This is a genomic window from Pseudomonas sp. BAV 4579 (assembly GCF_009765395.1).
Lineage (GTDB): Bacteria > Pseudomonadota > Gammaproteobacteria > Pseudomonadales > Pseudomonadaceae > Chryseomonas > Chryseomonas aestiva.
On the sequence record NZ_WHOV01000081.1, the window covers coordinates 1 to 21897 of the forward strand.

Here is a 21897-nt window from a genome sequence, read left to right on the forward strand (position 1 = left end):
ATAAGAGACAGGCCTTATCCCCTCCGTGGCCGTTCGGCCCCTTCAGACGGAGGTCCGCTGCTGATGGAATGGATCGCCGATCCCACCGCCTGGTTGGGACTGCTCACCCTGATCGTCCTGGAAATCGTCCTGGGCATCGACAACCTGGTCTTCATCGCCATCCTCGCCGACAAGCTGCCGCCCGCGCAGCGTGACAAGGCGCGGGTGATCGGCCTGTCGCTGGCGCTGATCATGCGCCTGGGCCTCTTGGCCAGCATCTCCTGGATGGTGACCCTCACCGAACCGCTGTTTGAGGTCTTCGGCAAGGCCTTCTCCGGCCGTGACCTCATCATGCTGTTCGGCGGTATCTTCCTGCTGTTCAAGGCCACCACCGAGTTGCACGAACGCATCGAGGGCCATACCCACAAGACCGGGGGCAATCGCGCCTACGCGGCCTTCTGGCCGGTGGTCGCGCAGATCGTGGTGCTCGACGCCGTGTTCTCGCTGGACGCCGTCATCACCGCCGTGGGCATGGTCGAGCACCTGAGCGTGATGATGATCGCCGTGATCATCTCCATCGGCCTGATGCTGGTGGCGAGCAAGCCGCTGACCGCCTTCGTCAACGCCCACCCCACGGTGATCATGCTGTGCCTGGGCTTCCTGATGATGATCGGTCTGAGTCTGACCGCCGAAGGCCTGGGCTTCCACATTCCCAAGGGCTATCTCTATGCCGCCATCGGCTTCTCGATCCTCATCGAGTTGGCCAACCAGGTGGTGCGCTGGAAGCGCAAGCGCCAGTTGCACGAGCGCCTCGGCATGCGCGAGCGGACCTCCCAGGCCGTGCTGCGCCTGCTGGGCGGTCGCCTGCGTGAAGACGAGGTGGACGAGGACATCGCCGAGTTGATGGACGGCGAGAAGGGCGAAGGCCCGATCTTCGATCGCCGCGAGCGGCTGATGATCAGTGGCGTGCTGCAACTGGGCGAGCGCCCGGTGCGCACGGTGATGACCGCTCGCGCCGACGTCGACATCCTCGATGCCGACGCCGCCCCGGAGCGACTGCGCGAGCAGTTGCTGGCCTCGGCCCACTCGCGCCTGCCGCTGGTGGTCAACGGCAACATCGACGAACCCCTGGGCTACGTGCACAAGAAGGAGTTGTTCACCGACATCCTCCAGGGGCAGACCCCGGACCTGCGCAATCGCGTACGTACACCCATCCATCTGCCGGCCCAGGCCTCGGTGCTCAGCGCCCTGGAGCAACTGCGTGCGGCCTCGACCCACGTGGCCTTTGTGGTCAACGAGTTCGGCGGCTTCGAAGGCCTGCTGACCCTGACCGACATCCTTGAGGCCATCGCTGGCGAACTGCCGGATGCCAGCGAGGACAGCCTGCCGGAGCTGGAAAAGGTGGAAAACGGCTATCGCGCCAGCGGTGGCCTGACGCTGCATCCCCTGGCGCAGCGCACCGGCTTCCAGATCGCCGCAAACGAGGACTACCAGACCCTCGGCGGCCTGGTGGTGGACCTGCTGGGGCGCCTGCCGGTGGCCGGCGATCGCCTGGAATATCAGGGCTGGCAGCTGACGGTGGAGTCGGTCAAGGATCGGCGGATCGGCTGGATCCGCCTGGAGCGACCCGCCTCCTAGCGAGGCGGGCGTTGTGTAAGCCTGTTCAAAGGCTGCGAGCTAGAGTCAAGCAAGGCGAAAATGGCTGAGGAAGCGGAGTTTACAAGTCATAAATGAGCATTCCGAAGCCATTTTCAACGCAGGTTGGCCGACGCACAGCCGCCTTTGAAAGGCTTACAGCGGGTTGACCGGCGGTTCCTGCTTCACCACGGGGGCCACCGTCGCCTGGCTGTTCTGCTCCTTCAGCAGGTCACGGATCTCGGTCAGCAGCACCTGATCCTTGGTCGGACCGGACGGGGCGGCCTCCTGATGCAGACGCAGGCGGTTGAGCACCTTGATCGCCATGAAGATGGCGAAGGCGATGATCACGAAGTCGAAGATGGTCTGCAGGAACTTGCCGTAGGACATGACCACGGCCGGCTGGTCACCCACGGCGGCCCTCAGGGTGATCGCCAGTTGCGAGAAATCCACGCCCCCCAGCAACAGGCCCAGCGGCGGCGTGATGATGTCGGCCACGAAGGACGACACGATCTTGCCGAAAGCCGCGCCCAGGATGATGCCGACCGCCAGATCGACCACGTTGCCTCTCATGGCGAATTTCTTGAACTCGGCGATGATGCTCATGCTGCACTCCTTTGGATGGTTTCGAAGAGACGATAGACGATTGTGCTCGCTTCGCTCGGGTTTGGAACCCTGCGAGCGGTCCGGAGGTTCCCTGGCAGCGGCAAATCGCCGCGAAATCGGCAACTGGTCGTGGCTGTCGCACTTTGTCGAAAGGGCCGGGTCCACCCCTTACGTTGAGGGCTGCAACCCTCGCGACCTCCACTTCTCGCCCCAAGGAGCCCCTGATGGTTGCCAAACACGACCTGCACAAAGACTTTCCCGAGTATGCCGAGCAGCTGGACAGCCGGCCCCGGACCGATGCGGCCTTTGCCAAACTGCTGGAAGACTACGCCAAGCTCGACCAGCAGATCCTCGATCTGGAAGAAGTGGAAGAATCCAGTGGTGACGAAGAACTGGGTCGCCTGCGCCGCGAACGGGTCCTGCTCAAGGACAAGATCGCTCAGCAGCTGAAATACCCGTCCTAGCCGTGCCGGGCTCGACCAGCAGCGTCGAGCCCTACCTGGTGCGATTGGCAAGAGCCGCTGGCGTTGCCATCATGGCCTCCCAGGAGAGGAGCCGATGACCGACGAAGTGGCGATGTACCAGCAGTGGCATCTGTGGATCACCGAGGCGGCCGTAGAAGCTCAGCGCCGTCGCGTGCAGTTTGAATTCGCTGAATACAGTCGGTTGTTGGCCGACCTGCAACTACTTGAACAGCAGCGCTGGCAGCAGGCATTGCCGGTCTGGCTACGGGGCGACGCGGAGATGGTGTCGACGCTCAAGCACTAGCGTCAGAATCTCGCGGCAGACACTGATGACCAGGCGCTGAACGACCGGCGGTACCTGGCGGTCAATGGGTTACCCCAGGCTACTTTCGCGGGGTGAGCGAGGTTTATCCGGCCTACCTGGCCCTCCCAACGAGGATGTCCCCATGAAGCGTACCGCCCTGATCGCCCTGATGATGTTTGCCGCTGCACCCGTATTCGCCAAGGATCTGTGCGCGGTTCAGCTGCAGAAGCTGGACGATGCCAGCAAGATGAAGACCAACATGATCGGCCCGGGCAGTTCCCAGGCCCAGCAGATCGCCGGTTTCCGCAATAGCGCCATGGAGGCACAGAAGGCCGGCGACGAGAAGAAGTGCATCGCCCAGGCCAACCAAGCCCTGACCATGCTGCGTCAGCCGGGTGGCGAGGGCAACTAAGGCTCAAGCCCGCTTTTGAGAGAGGCGCGCTCCCCCGGGATCGCGCCTTTTTACTGTCTATTCATCCAGTCGTGATATGCTGGGAATCTTCCCTTCTCGACTGGAGAATTCCGCCATGGCCAAGGCCAAGCGTCTCTACGGCTGCACCGAATGCGGCGCCACCTTTCCCAAGTGGGCGGGCCAGTGCGGCGAGTGCGGTGCCTGGAACACCCTGGTGGAAACCGTCGTCGAGACCTCCGCCGTGCCTTCCGGTCGTGCCGGCTGGGCCGGGGCGCAGGCGACCATCAAGACCCTGGCCGAGGTCAGCGTCGAGGAGACCCCGCGCTTCACCACCGACTCCACCGAACTCGACCGGGTGCTGGGTGGCGGCCTGGTGGATGGCTCCGTGGTGCTGATCGGCGGCGATCCCGGCATCGGCAAGTCCACCATCCTGCTGCAGACCCTCTGCCACCTGGCCGCGCGCATGCCGGCGCTCTATGTCACTGGCGAGGAATCCCAGCAGCAGGTAGCCATGCGCGCCCGCCGCCTGGGGTTGCCAGAAGACAAGCTCAAGGTCATGACCGAGACCTGCATCGAGACCATCGTCGCCACCGCCCGCCAGGAAAAGCCGCGGGTCATGGTGATCGACTCCATCCAGACCATCTTCACCGAACAGCTGCAGTCCGCTCCCGGCGGCGTGGCCCAGGTACGCGAGAGCGCGGCGCTGCTGGTGAGATTCGCCAAGCAGACCGGCACCGCCATCTTCCTGGTCGGCCACGTCACCAAGGAAGGCGCCCTGGCCGGACCGCGGGTGCTCGAGCACATGGTCGACACCGTGCTCTATTTCGAGGGCGAGTCCGACGGCCGTCTGCGCATGCTGCGAGCGGTCAAGAACCGCTTCGGCGCGGTCAACGAACTGGGCGTGTTCGGCATGACCGACAAGGGCCTCAAGGAGGTCTCCAACCCCTCGGCGATCTTTCTCAATCGTGCCCAGGAGGCGGTGGCCGGCAGCGTGGTCATGGCGACCTGGGAGGGCTCGCGGCCGATGCTGGTGGAGGTGCAGGCGCTGGTGGACACCAGTCACCTGGCCAATCCGCGCCGGGTCACCGTGGGCCTCGACCAGAATCGCCTGGCCATGCTGCTGGCGGTGCTGCATCGCCACGGCAGCATTCCCACCTACGACCAGGACGTCTTCATCAACGTGGTCGGCGGGGTCAAGGTGCTGGAGACGGCGGTGGATCTGGCGCTGATGTCGGCGGTGATCTCCAGCCTGAGAGACCGCGCCCTGCCGCACGACCTGCTGGTGTTCGGCGAGATCGGCCTGTCCGGCGAGATCCGCCCGGTGCCCAGTGGCCAGGAGCGCCTCAAGGAAGCCGCCAAGCACGGCTTCAAGCGTGCCATCGTACCCAAGGGCAATGCTCCCAAGGATCCGCCGCCCGGTCTGCAGGTAGTCGCCGTGACCCGCCTCGAGCAGGCGCTGGATGCGCTCTTCGAATAGCCTTGGGCAGCATTTGTAATATTTTTTAAAACTCTCGGCGGGGCAGGGTGGTCTATCGGGCGCTTCCACGAACCCGGATACCCGTCATGCCTCGTCTGCTCCCGCTTTCCCTGTTCCTTGCCGGCCTTGCCACCAGTGCCCTGGTCCAGGCCGCCGATCCCAGCAGCTCCGCCCCGGCCAGTCTGGAGGTGGATCAGCTGGAATGGCAGCATGCCGACGAAGGCAGCGTCTTCAACTGGGATCTGGAAGGCTGGGCCCTGGGCGGCGGCGCCAATCGCCTGGATTTCCGCAGCCAGGGCGAGCGTACCAATGGCCACACCGAGCAGGCCGAGGTGCAGGCGCTCTGGGGACACAGCCTGGCCAAGGGCTGGGGCAGCGTGGCCGGCATTCGCCAGGATTTCAAACCCGGCTCGCCACAGACCTGGGCGGCCCTGGGCATCCAGGAGCACGATCCCGAGGATCTCGACATCGAGATCACCGCCTTCTTCGGCGAGAACAGCCAGACCGCCCTGCGCCTGGAAGCCGAATACGACTGGGCCCTGACCCAGCGGCTGATCCTCCAGCCCCATACCGAGCTCAACTTCTACGGTCGCAACGACGAGTCCCGCGGCCAGGGCGCCGGCTTTGCCGAAAGCGAGGCGGGCTTGCGCCTGAGATACCAGGTGACCCCGGAGGTCGCGCCCTATGTCGGGGTGTCCTGGAACGCCACCCACGGCAATACCGCCGCCATGGCGCGGGAAGAGGGCGAAGACACCCACGACGCGCGCCTGGTGGTGGGTCTGCATCTGGAGTTTTGAGGAGCGAGGGAGTCGATAGCCCCAGCCGGAGGCATGGCGCCCTACTGGACAACGCTACGTCGTACAGTCCAGGCCCCACCATTAGCCGGGGCTACGCACGACTCTTTTCGCTCGCCATGTCACGGGCTGCCGTTATGGCGTCCGGCGCATCGCGGCCATGGGCCGCTCCTACAGAGGTGTGATGCTTCGTAGGAGCGGTCGCTACGGCGCACCGGCATGGCCGCGATAAAAAAACAGTATCTAATGACCTAGGGCGTGCCCAGTGCCGCCAGCTCGCGCTCCAGCAGGGTCTCGTCGCCCAGGTTCAGCTCCACCAGGCGGCGCAGGTGGCTGATGGAATCCAAATCGATCTGGCGGCAGGCGAAGGCCAGCTGCTCGGGGGTTTCCCGCACCAGCTCCACGCCCATGGTCACCTGGGCCTCGTCGTTCAGCAGGATGCGCAGTTCATAGGTGGCGCTTGGCTGGGCCGACCAGTCGGCGGGCCGCGCCAGCAGCACGCCCTTGAGCGAGATATCGTCCACGGGCGCTGCCCACTGGTGCTCACCCTGGTGCAACTGCGCAGGGGCATCGAAGGTGAAGCGGGTAAAGCGGCGACGCTCGTTGGTGTCGTTCATGGAAAGGCTTCCGGAGGTTTCCTGATCACTGTAGACGACCGTGGTCGTCCCGTATCGACTGCGCCTGGAAGGGTAGCCGGCTGCGGCCAGCAGAGCCACAACGAGAGGCTCATTGGTCGCCAGGGTGCGAGCAGTGGCCTTGGTCAGACGCCGGACGTGCCCTCGGGGCGCCAGCCGTACTCGCGCGCATGGCGGACCAGGTCGGCCGGCTTCTGGATGTCCAGCTTGCGGCGGATGCTCAGGCGATGGGTCTCAACCGTGCGCACGCTGAGCCCCAGTTGCTGGGCCATGGTCTTGTTGTTGAGGCCCTGGGCCATCAGCAGCAGCACCTGGCGTTCCCGCGGCGTGAGGTCGCCCTCGCTGGCGCCCCCTTCGCCCAGGCGGGCGGCGATGGCACTGCTGTAGAAACGCCCGCCGACCGCCAGGGCTTCCACCGCGGCGATGATCTCCTCCGAGGGTGCATCCTTGAGTACATAGCCGGCCGCGCCGACCCGCAGCGAGGTGCTCACGTACTCGCGATTGTCGTACATGCTCAGGATCAGTACCCGGGCGCGGGGTGCGCGCTCGGCGATCAGGGCGGTCAGCTCCAGGCCGTTGATGTCCTTGAGGCCGATGTCCACCAGCAGGATGTCCGGATCGAGGCGCGCCAGCAGGTCGAGGGCTTCCGCGCCGCTACCGGCCTCACCGACCACGACAAAGCGCTCGATGGTGCCCAGCAGCGCCCGCACGCCGGCGCGGACCAGGGCATGGTCGTCGACCAGGAGGATGCGGATGGGCGTCATGTCGGGCTTTCCTCGTCGGCCGGGAGGTCCGAGCGTAGCAGAACCACGTCGAGGGTCGTGCCGCCGGGTCCGGACTGGATGGCGCAGCGACCCCCGAACAGTTCCACCCGCTCGCGGATGTTGCGCAGGCCGATGCCGCCACTGAGGCGCTCCACCTGGCCGGTATCGAAGCCGCGGCCGTCGTCGTGCACGGTCAGGCAGATCCAGCGACCGCGGCGTTGCAGGTCGATGACCACGCGCCGGGCCGCGGCGTGGCGCTCGATGTTGGTCAGGGCCTCCTGGACGATGCGAAACAGGGCGACGTCCATGTCGCCACCGGCGGGACTGTCGTCCAGGGTCTGTCGATAGTCCACGTCCAGGCCGCTGCGCTGGCGGAATTCCTCCACTAGCTGGCCGAGTGCGGCAGGCAGGCCGAGGGTGTCCAGCAGGGAAGGGTGCAGGTCGTGGGAAATGCGGCGGATCTCGCCGATGGCGGCGGCCAGGCGCTGGGTGCCCTCGCGCAGGGTCTCGTCGGCGCTGGACTTGCCCGCGCCGAGTTCACGGCTGGCCAGTTCGAACTGGAACTTGATGGACACCAGCAGCTGGCTGATGCCGTCGTGCAACTCGCGGGATAGCCGCGACCTTTCCTCCTCCTGGGACGTGATGAGGCGCTGGGTCAGCTGCTTGAGCTTGCGATCGGCCAGGCGGTGCTCGCTGACGTTTAGCGTCAGGCCGCCGGCGAACACCAGCAGCACCGCCACCAAGGCCACCCCGGCGCTGGCCAGCAGGGTGGTGCGGATGCCGGCGGCCACGTCGTGGCGGACCTGGGCGAGGGCGGCGTCCACGTCGTCCAGGTAGAGACCGGTGCCCAGCACCCAGCCCCAGCGTTGCAGCTGGGTCACGTAGGCGAGCTTTTCCGCCATCTGGCCGCTGGAGGGCTTCTGCCAGCCATAGCGCTGGAAGCCATCGCCCTGGCGGGCACTGTGCAGCAGCGCCTGGATCACCAGCAGTCCGGTGCCATCGGTGAGTTGCCAGAGATCCCGGCCGACCAGTTCGGGCTGGCGTGGATGCATGAGATTGCGGCCATGCTGGTCGTAGACGAAGAAATAGCCGTCGCTGCCGAAGTTCAGGCTGGCCAGCAGCGCCAGTACCTTGGCCTTGGTCTCCTCGTCGTCGCGACCGCTGCCGTACAGCGGCTGGATGGCGCTGACGCCCATCTCCACATAGTTGCGCAACTCGGTCTTCTTGCTGCCGAGGATGCTGTGTTCGAGCAGCCGGGCCTGCTGCTCGCCCAGGCGCTGGCTCTGTTCCAGTACCACCAGGCAGACCGCGGCCACCGCCAGCAGCAGGGGCAGCAGTCCGAGGGCAACCATCTTGTATTTGAGCTGCATCGGCACCTGTCCGGACTGCCCGCTACGTAGAATTACGTAGCGGGCCTTGGGTAGTTCTGCGAATTTCGCTGTCGCGTCGAGCCGCCGATAGTAATATGGCTCCGCTGTGGGCTCTCACAATAACAAGTATCGCCGCGGCCACTGGTGCGCGGCAGGAGAACAAGCATGACCCGAATGGCCAGCCATCTTGCCTGGTTCGCCGTTGCCGTACTGGGCGCCTTCGCGCTGGGTACCGTGGCGCTGAGTCGAGGCGAAGCGATCAACGCCCTCTGGATCGTGGTCGCCGCCGTGGCGATCTACCTCGTTGCCTACCGCTACTACAGCCTGTTCATCGCCACCAAGGTGATGGGGCTCGACGCCAAAAGAGCCACGCCTGCCGTCCTCAACAACGATGGCCTGGACTACGTCCCCACCAACAAGCACATCCTCTTCGGCCACCACTTCGCCGCCATCGCCGGCGCCGGTCCGCTGGTCGGTCCCGTGCTCGCCGCCCAGATGGGCTATCTGCCCGGCACCCTCTGGCTGATCGCCGGGGTGGTCTTCGCCGGCGCGGTCCAGGACTTCGTGGTGCTGTTCCTCTCCACCCGCCGCAACGGTCGCTCCCTGGGCGACATGGTGCGCGAGGAGATGGGGCGCATCCCCGGCACCATCGCCCTGTTCGGCTGCTTCCTGATCATGATCATCATCCTCGCGGTGTTGGCGCTGATCGTGGTCAAGGCCCTGGCCGAGAGCCCCTGGGGCATGTTCACGGTGATCGCCACCCTGCCGATCGCCATGTTCATGGGCGTCTACATGAGATACATCCGCCCCGGGCGCATCGGCGAGATCTCGCTGATGGGCGTGGTGCTGCTGCTGGCCTCCATCTGGGCCGGTGGCGTGGTCGCCGCCGATCCGGTGTGGGGTCCGGCCTTCACCTTCACCGGTGTGCAGATCACCTGGATGCTGATCGGCTACGGCTTCGTCGCCGCGGTGCTGCCGGTCTGGCTGGTGCTGGCGCCGCGTGACTACCTGTCCACCTTCCTCAAGATCGGCACCATCATCGCCCTGGCCATCGGCATCCTGGTGACCATGCCGACGCTCAAGATGCCGGCCCTGACCCAGTTCGTCGACGGCACCGGTCCGGTGTGGAAGGGCACCCTGTTCCCCTTCCTGTTCATCACCATCGCCTGCGGCGCGGTGTCCGGCTTCCACGCCCTGATCAGCTCGGGCACCACGCCCAAGCTGATCGCCAAGGAAACCCACGCCCGCTACATCGGCTACGGCGCCATGCTGATGGAATCCTTCGTCGCCATCATGGCCATGGTCGCCGCCTCGGTGATCGAGCCGGGCGTCTACTTCGCCATGAACAGCCCGGCTGCCGTGGTCGGTGCCGATGTGGTCTCGGTGGCCGCCAAGATCAGCACCTGGGGCTTCGTGGTGACGCCCGAGATGCTGCAGGCCACCGCGGCCGAGATCGGCGAGCACACCATCCTGGCCCGTGCCGGTGGCGCTCCGACCCTGGCGGTGGGCATCGCCCAGATCATGCACAACGTGCTGCCGGGCGAGAACACCATGGCCTTCTGGTACCACTTCGCCATCCTGTTCGAGGCGCTGTTCATCCTCACCGCAGTAGATGCCGGCACCCGCGCCGGACGCTTCATGCTGCAGGATCTGCTGGGCAGCTTCGTGCCGTCCCTGAAGCGCACCGACTCCTGGACCGCCAACGTCATCGGCACCGCCGGTTGCGTGGCCCTCTGGGGCTGGCTGCTGTATCAGGGCGTGGTCGATCCGCTGGGCGGCATCAACACCCTCTGGCCGCTGTTCGGCATCTCCAACCAGATGCTCGCCGGTATCGCCCTGATGCTGGGCTCGGTGGTCCTGATCAAGATGAAGCGCCAGCGCTATGTCTGGGTCACCCTAGTGCCGGCGGTGTGGCTGCTGATCTGCACCACCACCGCCAGCCTGATCAAGCTGTTCGATTCGAATCCGGCGGTCGGCTTCCTGGCCCTGGCCAAGAAGTACAGCACCGCCATGGCCCAGGGGCAGGTGATCGCCCCGGCCAAGAGCATGGAACAGATGCAGCACATCGTCTTCAACGCCTACACCAACGCCACCCTGTCGGTGCTGTTCCTGGTGGTGGTGATGAGCATCCTGTTCTTTTCCATCAAGGTCGGTCGCGCCGCCCTGGCCAAGCCCGAGCGCAGCGACCGCGAGACCCCCTTCCAGCCGGCAACGGGCGTTTAAAGGAGAATCCTCATGTTCAATGACCTGGGTCGCATGGGTAAGTACCTGGGGCAGGCCGCCAAGATGCTGGTGGGCATGCCCGACTACGACACCTATGTCGAGCACATGCGCGGCAAGCATCCGGACCAGCCGGTGATGAGCTACGAAGCCTTCTTCCGCGAGCGCCAGGAAGCGCGCTACGGTGGCGGCAAGTCGGGCGCCATCCGCTGCTGCTGACCCAGGGTCACCATTGGAACCTGTTCATGATCTGCTGCGCGTCGGCCAAACGGCGTTGAAAAGGCCTTCGGAATGCTCATTTACCACTCGTAAACTCGAGCGCGAGTCCGATCTGCTTCCTCAGGCCTTTTCGCGGGGCCGCCCAGGCCTTGCTTGGCTCTAGCTCGCGAGATCGTGAGCAGGTTCCAAGGCCGGGCTCCATGCCCGGCCTCTTTCTGTCTGGAGTTTTCCATGCGTGAACCCATCCCCGTCACCGTCCTGACCGGCTTTCTCGGTGCCGGCAAGACCACCCTGCTCAAGTACATCCTGCAGGCCGAGCACGGCCTCAGGATCGCCGTGATCGAAAACGAATTCAGCGCCCTGGATGTCGACGGCGAACTGCTCGAAGACGCCGGCGCCGTGCAGCTGATGAAGGTCGCCAACGGCTGCGTCTGCTGCACCGGCAGCAAGGACCTGGCCTATGCCCTGACCGTGCTGCTGGAGCGGCTGGACAGTGGTGAGCTGGACTTCGAGCGGCTGGTGGTGGAGTGCACCGGTCTGGCCGATCCCGGTCCGGTGGCCCAGACCTTCTTTACCGACGAGCTCCTGCGCGAGCGTTATCTGCTCGACGGGGTGCTGACCCTGGTGGACGCCGTCCACGCCAGCGAGCAACTGAGCGATCCGCTGCTGCAGGCGCAGATCGGTTTCGCCGATCGCCTGCTGCTGACCAAGCTCGACCTGGTCGAACCGGCGGCCGTCGAGGCGCTGGAGAACCGCCTGCAGCGCATCAACCGCCGCGCGCCGATCCGCCATGTCGACCATGGCCGCATCGACCTGGCCGAGTTGCTGGACATCCGCGGCTTCAACCTGCACGACGAGGACCTGGCGCCACCGACGCTGTTCCGGCCGCTGCGGCCGGTGTCGGAAGCGGTCAGTCTCACCGAACGCATCCAGTCCATCGCCATCCGCGAGTCGCGCCCCTACGACCAGGACAAGATCGGCAAGGTCATGGAGATGCTGCTCGACACCCTCGGCTGCGACCTGCTGCGCTACAAGGGCCTGCTCAACATCGCCGGCGAGGAGCGCCGCCTGCTGTTCCAGGGCGTGCAGCAGATCTATGCCGCCGACTGGGAGCGTGACTGGCTGGCCGACGAGGAACGCGAGAGTCGCGTGGTGCTGATCGGCATGGACCTGCCGGAAGAGCGCATCCGCGCCGCCTTCGAGCGGGCGGTGGCGCGCGCCTGAAGCGGGCTGGGTCACCAGCAACAGAATCAGGACGGGTAGCGCCGTGGGGCGAAGAACCCTAAGGCGCCTTCGATACGGGCTTCAGCGATCCGGGCTTCCGTCCATACCTAAGTGCGGTGTCGGCCCAGAGGGGCGGCGTGGCGGGAACCCGATCAATGGCGCCGGGCGAGGCGTAGCGCCACCGAACGAAATATCCGTCACCGAGGACTCTTTGCATGTTCCTGCTATGGCAAGCCCTGGCCACTGGCGGCCTGATCCTGCTGGGCGCGCTGCTGATCGATCACCTGCTGCCGCACCGGGAGACGCGCGCACGGCGCTGGTGGCGGCGGATTGCCCTGGTCGTCATGGGCAGTCTGGCCGGTATCGCTGGTCGGCTATTGGTGGGCTGGCCCTAGACGTCGCTATCCGCGGCCTGGCCGGTACGACTGGCCAGTCGCTCCAGGGCCGCCTTGAGCTTGGGATCGCGGATGCCGGCGGCCACGTCGCGCAGGCTGTCGGCGCCGACCTGACTGACCTGGCGCACCGGGCGGGCACGGGTGGCGACGCCAGGGTTCGGCTGCATCTTGAACTGCAGGCGCGTCAGCCCGGCGAACTCCGGCGCCTTCTGCAAGAAGCGCAGTAGGCGCGGCTGCTGGTAGCGCAGTCGCGTCGCCCAGTGGGCGTCGTTGACCACCAGCAACAGCGTGCCCTCGCGCCAGCTGGCCACCCGGCAATGAGGTCGGGCGGCGGGTTGCAGCTGCTCTTCCAGCACCTGTTGCAGCCGGCCCAGCCGCTCGGCCTCGCGAAACAGCGCCTTGAGCGGTTTGGCCTGGCGCAGCAGGGCGGCGGGAGCGACGGCGGAGAGGGGGCGAAAGGCCATGCGCAGGACTCGCGATGGGCGAAGAGGAGACGCCGATGGTAACAGATCGCTCTGGCGTCCTGGCGGCCAGGGGGCCGTCGTTCTTTCCTCATCGGCATTTCCGAGTAGAATGCCCGATTACCATCGCGGGACACCGCGGGTTTCAACCCCCGCGCCCAGGCGTCTGGCCAGGCTCTGCAGAGGCCTTGCCGCCCGTTTCGCTCCCCTCATTCCAGCGGAAGAATTCCAGTCGATATGTTTGCGCCTTTGTTGAAGAAATTCTTTGGAAGCAAGAACGAACGAGATGTCAAGCGCCTAGGCAAGGTCGTGGTGGCCACCAATGCGTTGGAATCCCAGATTGCCTCCCTGAGCGACGAGCAACTGCGCGCCAAGACCGAGGAATTCAAGCAGCGCGTCGCCCAGGGCGAGTCCCTCGACGTGCTGATGCCCGAGGCCTTCGCCGTGGTCCGCGAGGCCGGCAAGCGGGTCATGGGCATGCGCCACTTCGACGTCCAGTTGATCGGCGGCGCCGCGCTGCACGAAGGCAAGATCGCCGAGATGCGTACCGGCGAGGGCAAGACCCTGGTGGGCACCCTGCCGGTCTATCTCAACGCGCTGTCCGGCAAGGGCGTCCACGTGGTCACGGTGAACGACTACCTGGCCCGCCGCGACGCCAACTGGATGCGGCCGCTGTACGAATTCCTCGGCCTGTCGGTCGGCATCATCCTGCCGTTCCAGCCGCCGGAAGAGAAACGCGCCGCCTATGCCTCGGACATCACCTACGGCACCAACAACGAATTCGGCTTCGACTACCTGCGCGACAACATGGCCTTCAGCATGGCCGAGAAGTACCAGCGCGAGCTGAACTTCGCGGTGGTCGACGAGGTGGACTCCATCCTCATCGACGAAGCCCGGACCCCGCTGATCATCTCCGGCCAGGCCGAAGACAGCTCCGAGCTCTACCAGAAGATCAACCTGCTGATCCCGCGTCTGCAGCAGCACATCGAGGAAGAGGAAGGCAATCCGACCCAGGTCGGCCACTACACCATCGATGAAAAGACCCGCCAGGTGGAGATCACCGAGCTGGGTCACCAGTACATCGAGGAGATGCTCACCGAGACCGGTCTGCTGGCCGAGGGTGAGAGCCTCTACTCCGCGCACAACCTGGGCCTCCTGACCCACGTGTTCGCCGGCCTGCGCGCCCACACCCTGTTCCATCGCAACGTCGAGTACATCGTCCAGCAGGACCAGGTGCTGCTGATCGACGAGCACACCGGCCGGACCATGCCGGGTCGTCGCCTCTCCGAAGGTCTGCACCAGGCCATCGAGGCCAAGGAAGGACTGCCGATCCAGCCCGAGAGCCAGACCCTGGCCTCGACCACCTTCCAGAACTACTTCCGCCTCTACAACAAGCTCGGTGGCATGACCGGCACCGCCGACACCGAGGCCTTCGAATTCCGCCAGATCTACAACCTCGACGTGCTGGTCATCCCGACCCACCGCGAGATCGCCCGTAAGGACTTCAACGACCTGGTCTATCTGACCCAGGCCGAGAAGTACCAGGCCATCATCGAGGACGTGAAGCAGTGCCAGGCCGAAGGCCGTCCGGTGCTGGTGGGTACCGCCTCCATCGAGAGCTCCGAGTACGTCGACCAGCTGCTGACCCAGGCCGGCATCGAGCACAAGGTGCTCAACGCCAAGTACCACGAACGGGAAGCCGAGATCATCGCCCAGGCCGGTCGTCCGGGCGCCGTGACCATCGCCACCAACATGGCCGGTCGCGGTACCGACATCCTGCTCGGCGGCAACTGGGAAGTGGAAGTCGCGGCCCTGGAGAATCCCACCGAGGAGCAGATCGCCGCGATCAAGGCTGCCTGGCAGGCGCGTCACAAGCAGGTCATCGACGCCGGCGGCCTGCACGTGATCGCCTCCGAGCGCCACGAATCCCGCCGGATCGACAACCAGCTGCGCGGCCGTGCCGGTCGCCAGGGCGATCCGGGTTCCAGCCGCTTCTACCTGTCGCTGGAAGACAGCCTGATGCGCATCTTCGCCTCCGACCGGGTGAAGAACTTCATGAAGGCCTTAGGGATGCAGGGCGGCGAGGCCATCGAGCACCGCATGGTCACCAACGCCATCGAGAAGGCGCAGCGCAAGGTCGAAGGCCGCAACTTCGATATCCGCAAGCAGCTGCTGGAATACGATGACGTGGCCAACGAGCAGCGCAAGGTGATCTATCACATGCGCGACACCCTGCTGGAAAACGAAGACGTCGGCGACACCATCAAGGGCTTCCGCGAGGAGACCCTGACCCAGGTGATCAACGAGCACATCCCGCCGCAGTCGCTGCCCGAGCAGTGGGACGTTCCCGGCCTGGAAGCCGAGATCTACAGCGTCTTCGGTCAGCAACTGCCCATCGCCCAATGGCTGGACGAGGACGACAAGCTGTACGAGGACACCCTGCGGGTGAAGATCCTCGAACAGCTCGAAGCGGCCTACCTGGAAAAGGAAGACATGGCCGGTCGCGAGGCCCTGCGCAACTTCGAGAAGCAGATGCTGCTGCGGGTGGTCGACGACCTCTGGAAGGATCACCTCACCACCATGGACCACCTGCGCCACGGCATCCATCTGCGCGGCTATGCCCAGAAGAATCCCAAGCAGGAATACAAGCGCGAGTCCTTCAACCTGTTCCAGGAACTGCTGGACAGCATAAAGCGCGACACCATCCGCGTGCTGTCCCACGTCCAGGTACGCCGGGAAGATCCGGCCGAGGAAGAGGAGCGCATGCGCCGCGAGGCCGAGGCCCTGGCCGAGCGCATGCAGTTCCAGCACGCCGAGGCCCCTTCGCTGGTCGACCCCGAGGTGCTCGAGGACGAGCAGGGCGAAGACACCGTGGTGCCCTTGCAGCCCCAGCGCAATGACCAGAAGATCGGTCGCAACGAGCCGTGCCCCTGTGGCTCCGGCAAGAAGTACAAGCAGTGCCACGGCATGCTCGACTGAGGGCTGGTCCGGGCAGCCGCGACGACGGCAACCTGTCGGCATAGCCGCCGACAGGTTGTAAACTCCACCCGCTAGGCTGTCTGCGCCCCTTGCCCAGGCTGGGCGAGGCGGGCGCGGGAAGGCTGCTTTCCACGCCGCGACCGGTTTTCCGCTCGCGGCGTTTCCTTTTCTTTCACTGGAGTTTTCCCATGGCTGTCGGTCTCGGTCCGCTCTCCACGCTGCACCCGGTTCCCGGTTTCGAACTCGGTATCGCCTCCGCCGGCATCAAGCGTCCCGGGCGCAAGGATGTGGTGGTGATGCGCTGTGCCGAAGGCTCCAGCGTGGCCGGGGTCTTCACCCTGAACGCCTTCTGCGCCGCGCCGGTGATCGTCGCCCGCCAGCGCTTCGCCGGTCCCGTGCGCTACCTGCTGACCAACACCGGTAACGCCAACGCCGGTACCGGGCAGCCCGGTCTGGCCGCGGCCGAGCGCACCACCAAGACCCTCGCCACCCTGGCCAGCGTCGGCGAGGAGGCGGTGCTGCCGTTCTCCACCGGGGTGATCGGCGAACCGCTGCCCGTGGAAAAGATCGCAGCCGCGCTGCCGGCCGCCCTGGCCGATCTGGCCGAAGACAACTGGGCCGCTGCCGCCACTGGCATCATGACCACCGACACCCTGCCCAAGGGCGCCAGCCGCCAGTTCCAGGTGGACGGCACCACCGTTACCGTGACCGGCATCAGCAAGGGCGCCGGCATGATCAAGCCGAACATGGCGACCATGCTCGGCTACGTGGCCACCGACGCCAAGGTCGCCCGGGGCCTGCTGCAGGATTTGCTGGCCGACGCCGCCAACCGCTCCTTCAACCGCATCACCATCGATGGCGACACCTCCACCAACGACTGCTGCATGCTGGTGGCCACCGGTCAGGCGGCCATGGCGGAAATCACCCAGCCCAGTGGCGCTGCCTTCGAGCAGCTGCGCGAGGCGGTATTCGCGGTATTCGCCGAACTGGCCCAGGCCATCGTGCGTGATGGCGAGGGTGCCACCAAGTTCGTGACCGTGCAGGTCAATGGCGGTGGCAATGCCCAGGAGTGCCTGGACGTCGGCTACGCCGTGGCCCATTCGCCGCTGATCAAGACCGCGCTGTTCGCCTCCGATCCCAACTGGGGCCGCATCCTCGCCGCCGTCGGCCGGGCCGGAGTGCCCCAGCTGGACGTCAGCCTGATCGACGTTTTCCTTGGCGGCGTGCAGATCTGCCAGCAGGGCGGTCGCGCGGCCACCTATACGGAAGAGCAGGGCGCGCGGGTCATGGCCCAGGCCGAGATCGAGATCCGCATCGAGCTGGGTCGCGGCAGCCATAGCGAGACCATCTGGACCACCGACCTCTCCCACGACTATGTGAAGATCAACGCCGAGTACCGTACCTGACGGCTACCCGACGCCTGGGCGTCCGCTCCGGCGGGCGCCTGCGGCGGTCCTCGCGGGCCGCATCGTTTCGAGGAATCCCCGCATGTCCCAGCTGCAACTCGTGATCGGCAACAAGAATTTCTCCTCCTGGTCGCTACGGGCCTGGCTGGCCATGGAGCTCAGCGGCGCTGCCTTTGAAGAGGTATCGATCCCGCTCTATACCCCCAACAGCCGCGCCTTGCTCAAGGCCCAGTCGCCTACCGGCAAGGTGCCGGTGCTCAAACTGGCCGAGGGCACCATCTGGGATTCCCTGGCCATCGTCGAGTATCTCGCCGAGGCCTATCCCGATGCCGGGTTGTGGCCGACGGACACCCTGGCCCGCGCCCATGCCCGCGCCCTGTGCGCCGAGATGCACAGTGGCTTCCTGGCCCTGCGCCGCGAGCTGCCCATGGATCTGCGTCGCCGCCAGCGGCTGAAGTCGACCACCGCCGAGGCGGTGGAAGACATCCAGCGCATCCAGCGCCTGTGGCGCGAATGCCGCGAGCGCTATGGCCAGCAGGGGCCCTACCTATTCGGTACGCCGACCATCGCCGATGCCTTCTATGCCCCAGTCGCCAGCCGCTTCCGCAGCTACGGGGTGGAACTGTCGGCCGAGGCAGCCGCCTATGTCGAAACCCTCTACGCCTGGCCGGCCTTCCAGCGCTGGCTGGCGGAGGCTGAAACGGAGGAGCAGAGCGCATGACTCGTCTGCATGTCGTCGCGGCGGTGATCCGCGCCCCCCAGGGGCAGATCCTTATCGCCCAACGCCCCGCGCACAAGCACCAGGGCGGCCTCTGGGAATTTCCGGGAGGCAAGGTCGAGGCCGGTGAAGCGCCCGCCGCGGCCCTTGCCCGCGAACTGGCCGAGGAGCTGGGTATCCAGGTGACAGCGGCCCGCCCGCTGCTGCAGGTGCGCCACGACTATCCCGACCAGGCGGTACTGCTGGACGTCTGGCAGGTGGACGCTTTCAGCGGCGACGCCCATGGCGCCGAAGGCCAGCCGCTGGCCTGGGTGGCCCCGCGTGACCTGGTCAACTACGACTTCCCGGCGGCCAACCGACCCATCGTCCAGGCGGCACGTCTGCCAGACCGCTACCTCATCACGCCTGGCGAGCTGACCACCGCGGAATTGCTCAACGGCCTGCACCGGGCGCTGGACAACGGTATCCGCCTGGTCCAGCTGCGCACACCGGACAACTTCGATCCGCAGTACCGCGACCTGGCGGGCGACGTCCAGGGGCTCTGCACCGGACGCGCCCAGCTGATGCTCAAGGGGCCGCTGGAATGGCTGGGCGATTTTCCTGCCGCCGGCTGGCACCTGACCGCCGAGCAACTGCGTCGTTATGCGCCCAATGGCCGACCCTTCCCGGAGCAGCGCCTGCTGGCGGCCTCCTGCCATGACGCCGAGGAGCTGGTCCTGGCCCAGCAGATGGGGGTGGATTTCATCACCCTGTCGCCGGTGATGCCCACCGCGAGCCATCCCGGCGCCCCGACCCTGGGCTGGGTCAAGGCCCAGCAACTGCTGGCCGACTGCAACCTGCCGGCCTATCTGCTGGGGGGGCTGGGCGATGACGATCTCGCCGGCGTCTGGCAGGCCGGCGCCCAGGGCGTGGCGGCGATCCGCGCGTTCTGGCCTGGGGCTGTCTGATCCATCAATGGCGGTCCGCTGATACGGCGGTTCCTGTGATGGAGCATTGCCAATCGCGGCCATGCCGGTACGCCGTAGCGACCGCTCCTACAGGCACGGACGCCACTGTAGGAGCGGCCCATGGCCGCGATAGTCCAAGCCAGAGCGGCCGTAGCGACGGACCGCCATGGCCGCGATAAACCAAAGCTCCGATGCTACGGTCATCTATTTCCCGCCGATAAAAAAGCCCACCAATTGGCGGGCTTTTTTATCGGCGGAGAAAATTACAGCCGCGGATAGTCGATGTAGCCCACCGGGCCCTTGCTGTAGAAGGTATCCGGGTGCGGCTCGTTCAGCGCGGCGTCCTGCTCCAGCCGTTGCGGCAGATCCGGGTTGGCGATGAAGGGCACGCCGAAAGCCACCGCATCGGCCTTGCCTTCTTCCAGCCAGGCATTGGCCTTGGCCTTGTCGAATTTCTCGTTGGCGATGTACACGCCACCAAAGGCCGCCTTGAGATCCGGGCCGAGGCTGTCGCTGCCGGCCGCTTCGCGGATGCAGATGAAGGCGACCTGGCGCTGGCCCAGCTCGCGGGCGACATGGCCAAAGGTGGCGGCGGGGTCGCTGTCGCCCATGGTGTGCATGTCGCCACGGGTGGACAGGTGCACGCCGACGCGATCGGCGCCCCAGACATCGATGCAGGCATCGGTCACTTCCAGCAGCAGCCGGGCGCGATTCTCGATGGAGCCGCCATAGTTGTCGGTACGCTGGTTGGTATCGCTCTGCAGGAACTGGTCGAGCAGATAGCCGTTGGCCCCATGGACCTCGACGCCGTCGAAGCCGGCACGCTTGGCGTTCTCGGCGCCATGCCGATAGGCGGCGACGATGCCGGGGATCTCGGCGGTTTCCAGCGCCCGCGGGGTGACATAGTCACGCTTGGGGCGCAGCAGGCTGACGTGACCCTGGGCGGCGATGGCGCTCGGCGCCACTGGCAGTTCGCCGTCGAGGTAACGGGGATCGGAGATGCGCCCCACATGCCAGAGTTGCAGCACGATACGGCCACCGGCCTTGTGCACGGCAGTGGTCACCCGTTGCCAGCCGGCCACCTGGGCGTCGGACCAGATGCCGGGGGTATCGGGATAGCCCACGCCCATGGGGTCCACCGAGGTGGCCTCGGTGATGATCAGGCCGGCGGACGCGCGTTGCACGTAGTACTCGACCATCAGGTCGCCCGGGACCCGGCCCGGTTCGGCACGGCAGCGAGTGAGGGGCGCCATGATGACGCGGTTGGGCAGTTCCAGGGCGCCGATCTTGATCGGCTCGAACAGCTGAGTCATGGCTAGCTCTCTTGATTAGCTGGCGGTCGCCAGGCCGCTCTTGCGGGCCTGGCTGGCAGTCAGCAGGGTGGCGATGAGGGCCAGCAGGGCGAGCCCGCTGGCGGCAAGGGGTACCGCGGTAAGACCCAGGCCGTGGTCGATCACCAGGCCGCCGACCCAGGCGCCGAGGGCGTTGCCCACGTTGAAGGCGCCGATGTTGAGGGTCGAGACCAGATTCGGCGCGTCCTTGCCGAAGGTGACCACGTTGATCTGCAGGGCCGGCACGGCGGCGAAGGCGGCGGCGGCCCAGAGGAAGAGGGTGATCTCGGCCGGCAGGAAGGCATGACCGGTCCAGCGCAGCGCGGCGGAGGTCAGCGCCAGGGCGACGAAGATGCCTACCAGGCTGGTGGCCAGGCGCCAGTCGGCCAGGCGGCCACCGATGAAGTTGCCCAGGGTCAGGCCCAGGCCGATCAGCAGCAGGGTGCCGGTCACGCCGCGCGGCGAGACACCGGTGACTTCCTGCAGCAGCGGCGCCACATAGGTGAAGAGGGCGAACATGGAGGCGGCGAAGAACACCGTCATCGACAGCGCCAGCCAGAAACCCAGGCCGCGCAGGGCGAGCAATTCCCGGCGCAGGTCGGCGCGCGGCTGGTTGCGGTCGGCCGGCAGCACCCGCCAGAGCCCGATCAGGGCGACCACGCCGATCACCACCACCGCCCAGAAGGTCGAGCGCCAGCCGGCCGCCTGACCCAGGGCGGTACCCAGGGGCACGCCCAGCACATTGGCCAGGGTCAGACCGGTGAACATCAGGGCCACCGCCGAGGCGCGGCGATTCTCCGGGACCAGGCTCGCGGCGACGACCGCGCCGATACCGAAGAAGGCGCCATGGCAGAGGGCGGTGACCACCCGCGCCAGCATCAGTATGTTGTAGCCGCTGGCCACCGCGCAGAGCAGGTTGCCGACGATGAAGATGCCCATCAGCGCGAGCAGGGCACGCTTGCGCGGCCAGTGGGCCGTGGCCAAGGCCATGAAGGGCGCGCCAACGGCCACGCCCAGGGCATAGCCGGTGACCAGCCAGCCGGCGCTGGGGATGGACACGCCAAGATCGGCGGCGACATTGGGCAGCAGCCCCATGATGACGAATTCGGTGGTGCCGATGGCGAAAGCGCTCAGCGCCAGCACGATGAGAGAAGCGGGCATCAGGATTCCTTGCAGACTAGAGTTCGCGGGCGAGGCGTTGCACAAAGGCCTGGATGGCGGCCTCGTCGCGTTGGTAGAACACCCATTGACCGATGCGCCGCGTGGTGACCAGGCCGGCTCGGGTCAGTACCGCCAGGTGCGCCGAGACCGTCGACTGCGACAGCCCCGCCCGGGCCTCGATCTGCCCGGCGCAGACGCCCGTGCCCAGGTCATGGTCCTGGTGCGGAAAGTACTGCCGGGGATCGCGCAGCCAACTCAGGATCTGGCGGCGCAGGGGATTGGCCAGGGCTTTGAGGATCTCGTCCATCACGGTCGCATCGTCATATTGGGTTGTAGCGAACCTTAGATCGTAAAAAATCGATATGCAAGCTATCCATCTTCGATTCTGCCTATCGT

General features: G+C 66.1%; 22 protein-coding genes. 14 read left to right on the forward strand and 8 right to left on the reverse strand.

The window, feature by feature from the left end:
- Positions 1-63 precede the first annotated feature (63 nt).
- On the forward strand, positions 64-1617 hold the full coding sequence (locus GSQ95_RS16180) for a TerC family protein (protein WP_158895654.1): 1554 nt from the start codon (positions 64-66) through the stop codon (positions 1615-1617).
- A 153-nt stretch (positions 1618-1770) separates the two neighbouring features.
- Here the strand turns inward: GSQ95_RS16180 and mscL are convergent, their stop codons facing one another.
- A complete protein-coding gene (gene mscL, locus GSQ95_RS16185; RefSeq protein WP_158895656.1) occupies positions 1771-2220 on the reverse strand; it encodes a large-conductance mechanosensitive channel protein MscL in 450 nt (149 codons plus the stop codon).
- Positions 2221-2444: 224 nt separating this feature from the next.
- Between mscL and GSQ95_RS16190 the strand changes: the two genes are divergently transcribed.
- From GSQ95_RS16190 to GSQ95_RS16210, 5 genes are all read left to right on the forward strand, one after another.
- Positions 2445-2684 (forward strand): YdcH family protein, encoded by a 240-nt coding sequence (locus tag GSQ95_RS16190; protein ID WP_158895658.1) that lies wholly within the window; start codon positions 2445-2447, stop codon positions 2682-2684.
- A 94-nt stretch (positions 2685-2778) separates the two neighbouring features.
- Positions 2779-2988 carry a hypothetical protein gene (locus GSQ95_RS16195; protein ID WP_158895660.1) on the forward strand — a complete coding sequence of 70 codons (210 nt, stop codon included), beginning with the start codon at positions 2779-2781 and terminating at the stop codon, positions 2986-2988.
- A 142-nt stretch (positions 2989-3130) separates the two neighbouring features.
- Positions 3131-3400: a hypothetical protein gene (locus tag GSQ95_RS16200; RefSeq protein ID WP_158895662.1), complete on the forward strand. Its 270-nt coding sequence runs from the start codon at positions 3131-3133 to the stop codon at positions 3398-3400.
- A 115-nt stretch (positions 3401-3515) separates the two neighbouring features.
- Positions 3516-4877: a DNA repair protein RadA gene (gene radA / locus GSQ95_RS16205; RefSeq protein ID WP_017639095.1), complete on the forward strand. Its 1362-nt coding sequence runs from the start codon at positions 3516-3518 to the stop codon at positions 4875-4877.
- A gap of 86 nt (positions 4878-4963) precedes the next feature.
- The gene (locus GSQ95_RS16210) at positions 4964-5674 is read left to right on the forward strand and encodes a copper resistance protein B (protein WP_158895664.1); all 711 of its coding nucleotides are present in this window, start codon (positions 4964-4966) and stop codon (positions 5672-5674) included.
- A gap of 248 nt (positions 5675-5922) precedes the next feature.
- Here GSQ95_RS16210 and GSQ95_RS16215 read toward each other — a convergent pair whose 3' ends face one another.
- The 3 genes from GSQ95_RS16215 to GSQ95_RS16225 form a co-directional block, all read right to left on the reverse strand.
- Complete coding sequence (locus GSQ95_RS16215; protein ID WP_133862126.1) at positions 5923-6288, reverse strand: PilZ domain-containing protein; 366 nt, start codon at positions 6286-6288, stop codon at positions 5923-5925.
- Between the two features lie 143 nt (positions 6289-6431).
- A complete protein-coding gene (locus GSQ95_RS16220; protein WP_158895666.1) occupies positions 6432-7070 on the reverse strand; it encodes a response regulator transcription factor in 639 nt (212 codons plus the stop codon).
- Positions 7067-8440, reverse strand: a complete 1374-nt coding sequence (locus GSQ95_RS16225; protein ID WP_158895668.1) for a cache domain-containing protein — start codon at positions 8438-8440, stop codon at positions 7067-7069. Before GSQ95_RS16225 ends, GSQ95_RS16220 begins: the two co-directional genes overlap by 4 nt.
- A 165-nt stretch (positions 8441-8605) precedes the next feature.
- Between GSQ95_RS16225 and GSQ95_RS16230 the strand changes: the two genes are divergently transcribed.
- The 4 genes from GSQ95_RS16230 (at position 8606) to GSQ95_RS16245 (ending at position 12498) form a co-directional block, all read left to right on the forward strand.
- Positions 8606-10663: a carbon starvation CstA family protein gene (locus GSQ95_RS16230; protein ID WP_158895670.1), complete on the forward strand. Its 2058-nt coding sequence runs from the start codon at positions 8606-8608 to the stop codon at positions 10661-10663.
- 12 nt (positions 10664-10675) lie between these two features.
- A complete protein-coding gene (locus tag GSQ95_RS16235; RefSeq protein ID WP_007162682.1) occupies positions 10676-10879 on the forward strand; it encodes a YbdD/YjiX family protein in 204 nt (67 codons plus the stop codon).
- A gap of 231 nt (positions 10880-11110) precedes the next feature.
- On the forward strand, positions 11111-12103 hold the full coding sequence (yjiA, locus tag GSQ95_RS16240; protein ID WP_158895672.1) for a GTPase: 993 nt from the start codon (positions 11111-11113) through the stop codon (positions 12101-12103).
- Positions 12104-12318: 215 nt separating this feature from the next.
- Positions 12319-12498: a hypothetical protein gene (locus GSQ95_RS16245; RefSeq protein ID WP_158895674.1), complete on the forward strand. Its 180-nt coding sequence runs from the start codon at positions 12319-12321 to the stop codon at positions 12496-12498.
- Here GSQ95_RS16245 and GSQ95_RS16250 read toward each other — a convergent pair.
- Positions 12495-12962, reverse strand: a complete 468-nt coding sequence (locus GSQ95_RS16250) for a DUF721 domain-containing protein (protein WP_158895676.1) — start codon at positions 12960-12962, stop codon at positions 12495-12497. The two genes, GSQ95_RS16245 and GSQ95_RS16250, sit on opposite strands and share 4 nt — an antisense overlap.
- Before the next feature lie 234 nt (positions 12963-13196).
- Here GSQ95_RS16250 and secA point away from each other — a divergent pair, with 234 nt between their 5' ends.
- The 4 genes from secA to GSQ95_RS16270 all read left to right on the forward strand — a co-directional run bounded on the left by secA (position 13197) and on the right by GSQ95_RS16270 (position 19009).
- The gene (gene secA, locus GSQ95_RS16255; protein ID WP_158895678.1) at positions 13197-15938 is read left to right on the forward strand and encodes a preprotein translocase subunit SecA; all 2742 of its coding nucleotides are present in this window, start codon (positions 13197-13199) and stop codon (positions 15936-15938) included.
- A 188-nt stretch (positions 15939-16126) separates the two neighbouring features.
- Complete coding sequence (gene argJ / locus GSQ95_RS16260; protein ID WP_158895680.1) at positions 16127-17344, forward strand: bifunctional glutamate N-acetyltransferase/amino-acid acetyltransferase ArgJ; 1218 nt, start codon at positions 16127-16129, stop codon at positions 17342-17344.
- 82 nt (positions 17345-17426) lie between these two features.
- The gene (locus GSQ95_RS16265; RefSeq protein ID WP_158895682.1) at positions 17427-18065 is read left to right on the forward strand and encodes a glutathione S-transferase family protein; all 639 of its coding nucleotides are present in this window, start codon (positions 17427-17429) and stop codon (positions 18063-18065) included.
- Complete coding sequence (locus tag GSQ95_RS16270) at positions 18062-19009, forward strand: Nudix family hydrolase (protein WP_158895684.1); 948 nt, start codon at positions 18062-18064, stop codon at positions 19007-19009. The genes GSQ95_RS16265 and GSQ95_RS16270 overlap by 4 nt, the downstream gene beginning before the upstream one ends.
- A gap of 263 nt (positions 19010-19272) precedes the next feature.
- On the opposite strand, the gene GSQ95_RS16275 is transcribed toward GSQ95_RS16270, so the two are convergent.
- The 3 genes from GSQ95_RS16275 to GSQ95_RS16285 are packed head-to-tail and all read right to left on the reverse strand — an operon-like array spanning position 19273 to position 21808.
- Positions 19273-20322, reverse strand: a complete 1050-nt coding sequence (locus tag GSQ95_RS16275; RefSeq protein WP_133862116.1) for an alkene reductase — start codon at positions 20320-20322, stop codon at positions 19273-19275.
- Positions 20323-20337: 15 nt separating this feature from the next.
- Positions 20338-21501, reverse strand: coding sequence for an MFS transporter (locus tag GSQ95_RS16280; RefSeq protein WP_158895686.1), 1164 nt, complete (start codon positions 21499-21501; stop codon positions 20338-20340).
- A 16-nt stretch (positions 21502-21517) separates the two neighbouring features.
- Positions 21518-21808 (reverse strand): helix-turn-helix transcriptional regulator, encoded by a 291-nt coding sequence (locus tag GSQ95_RS16285; RefSeq protein WP_133862220.1) that lies wholly within the window; start codon positions 21806-21808, stop codon positions 21518-21520.
- Between the last annotated feature and the right edge of the window lie 89 nt (positions 21809-21897).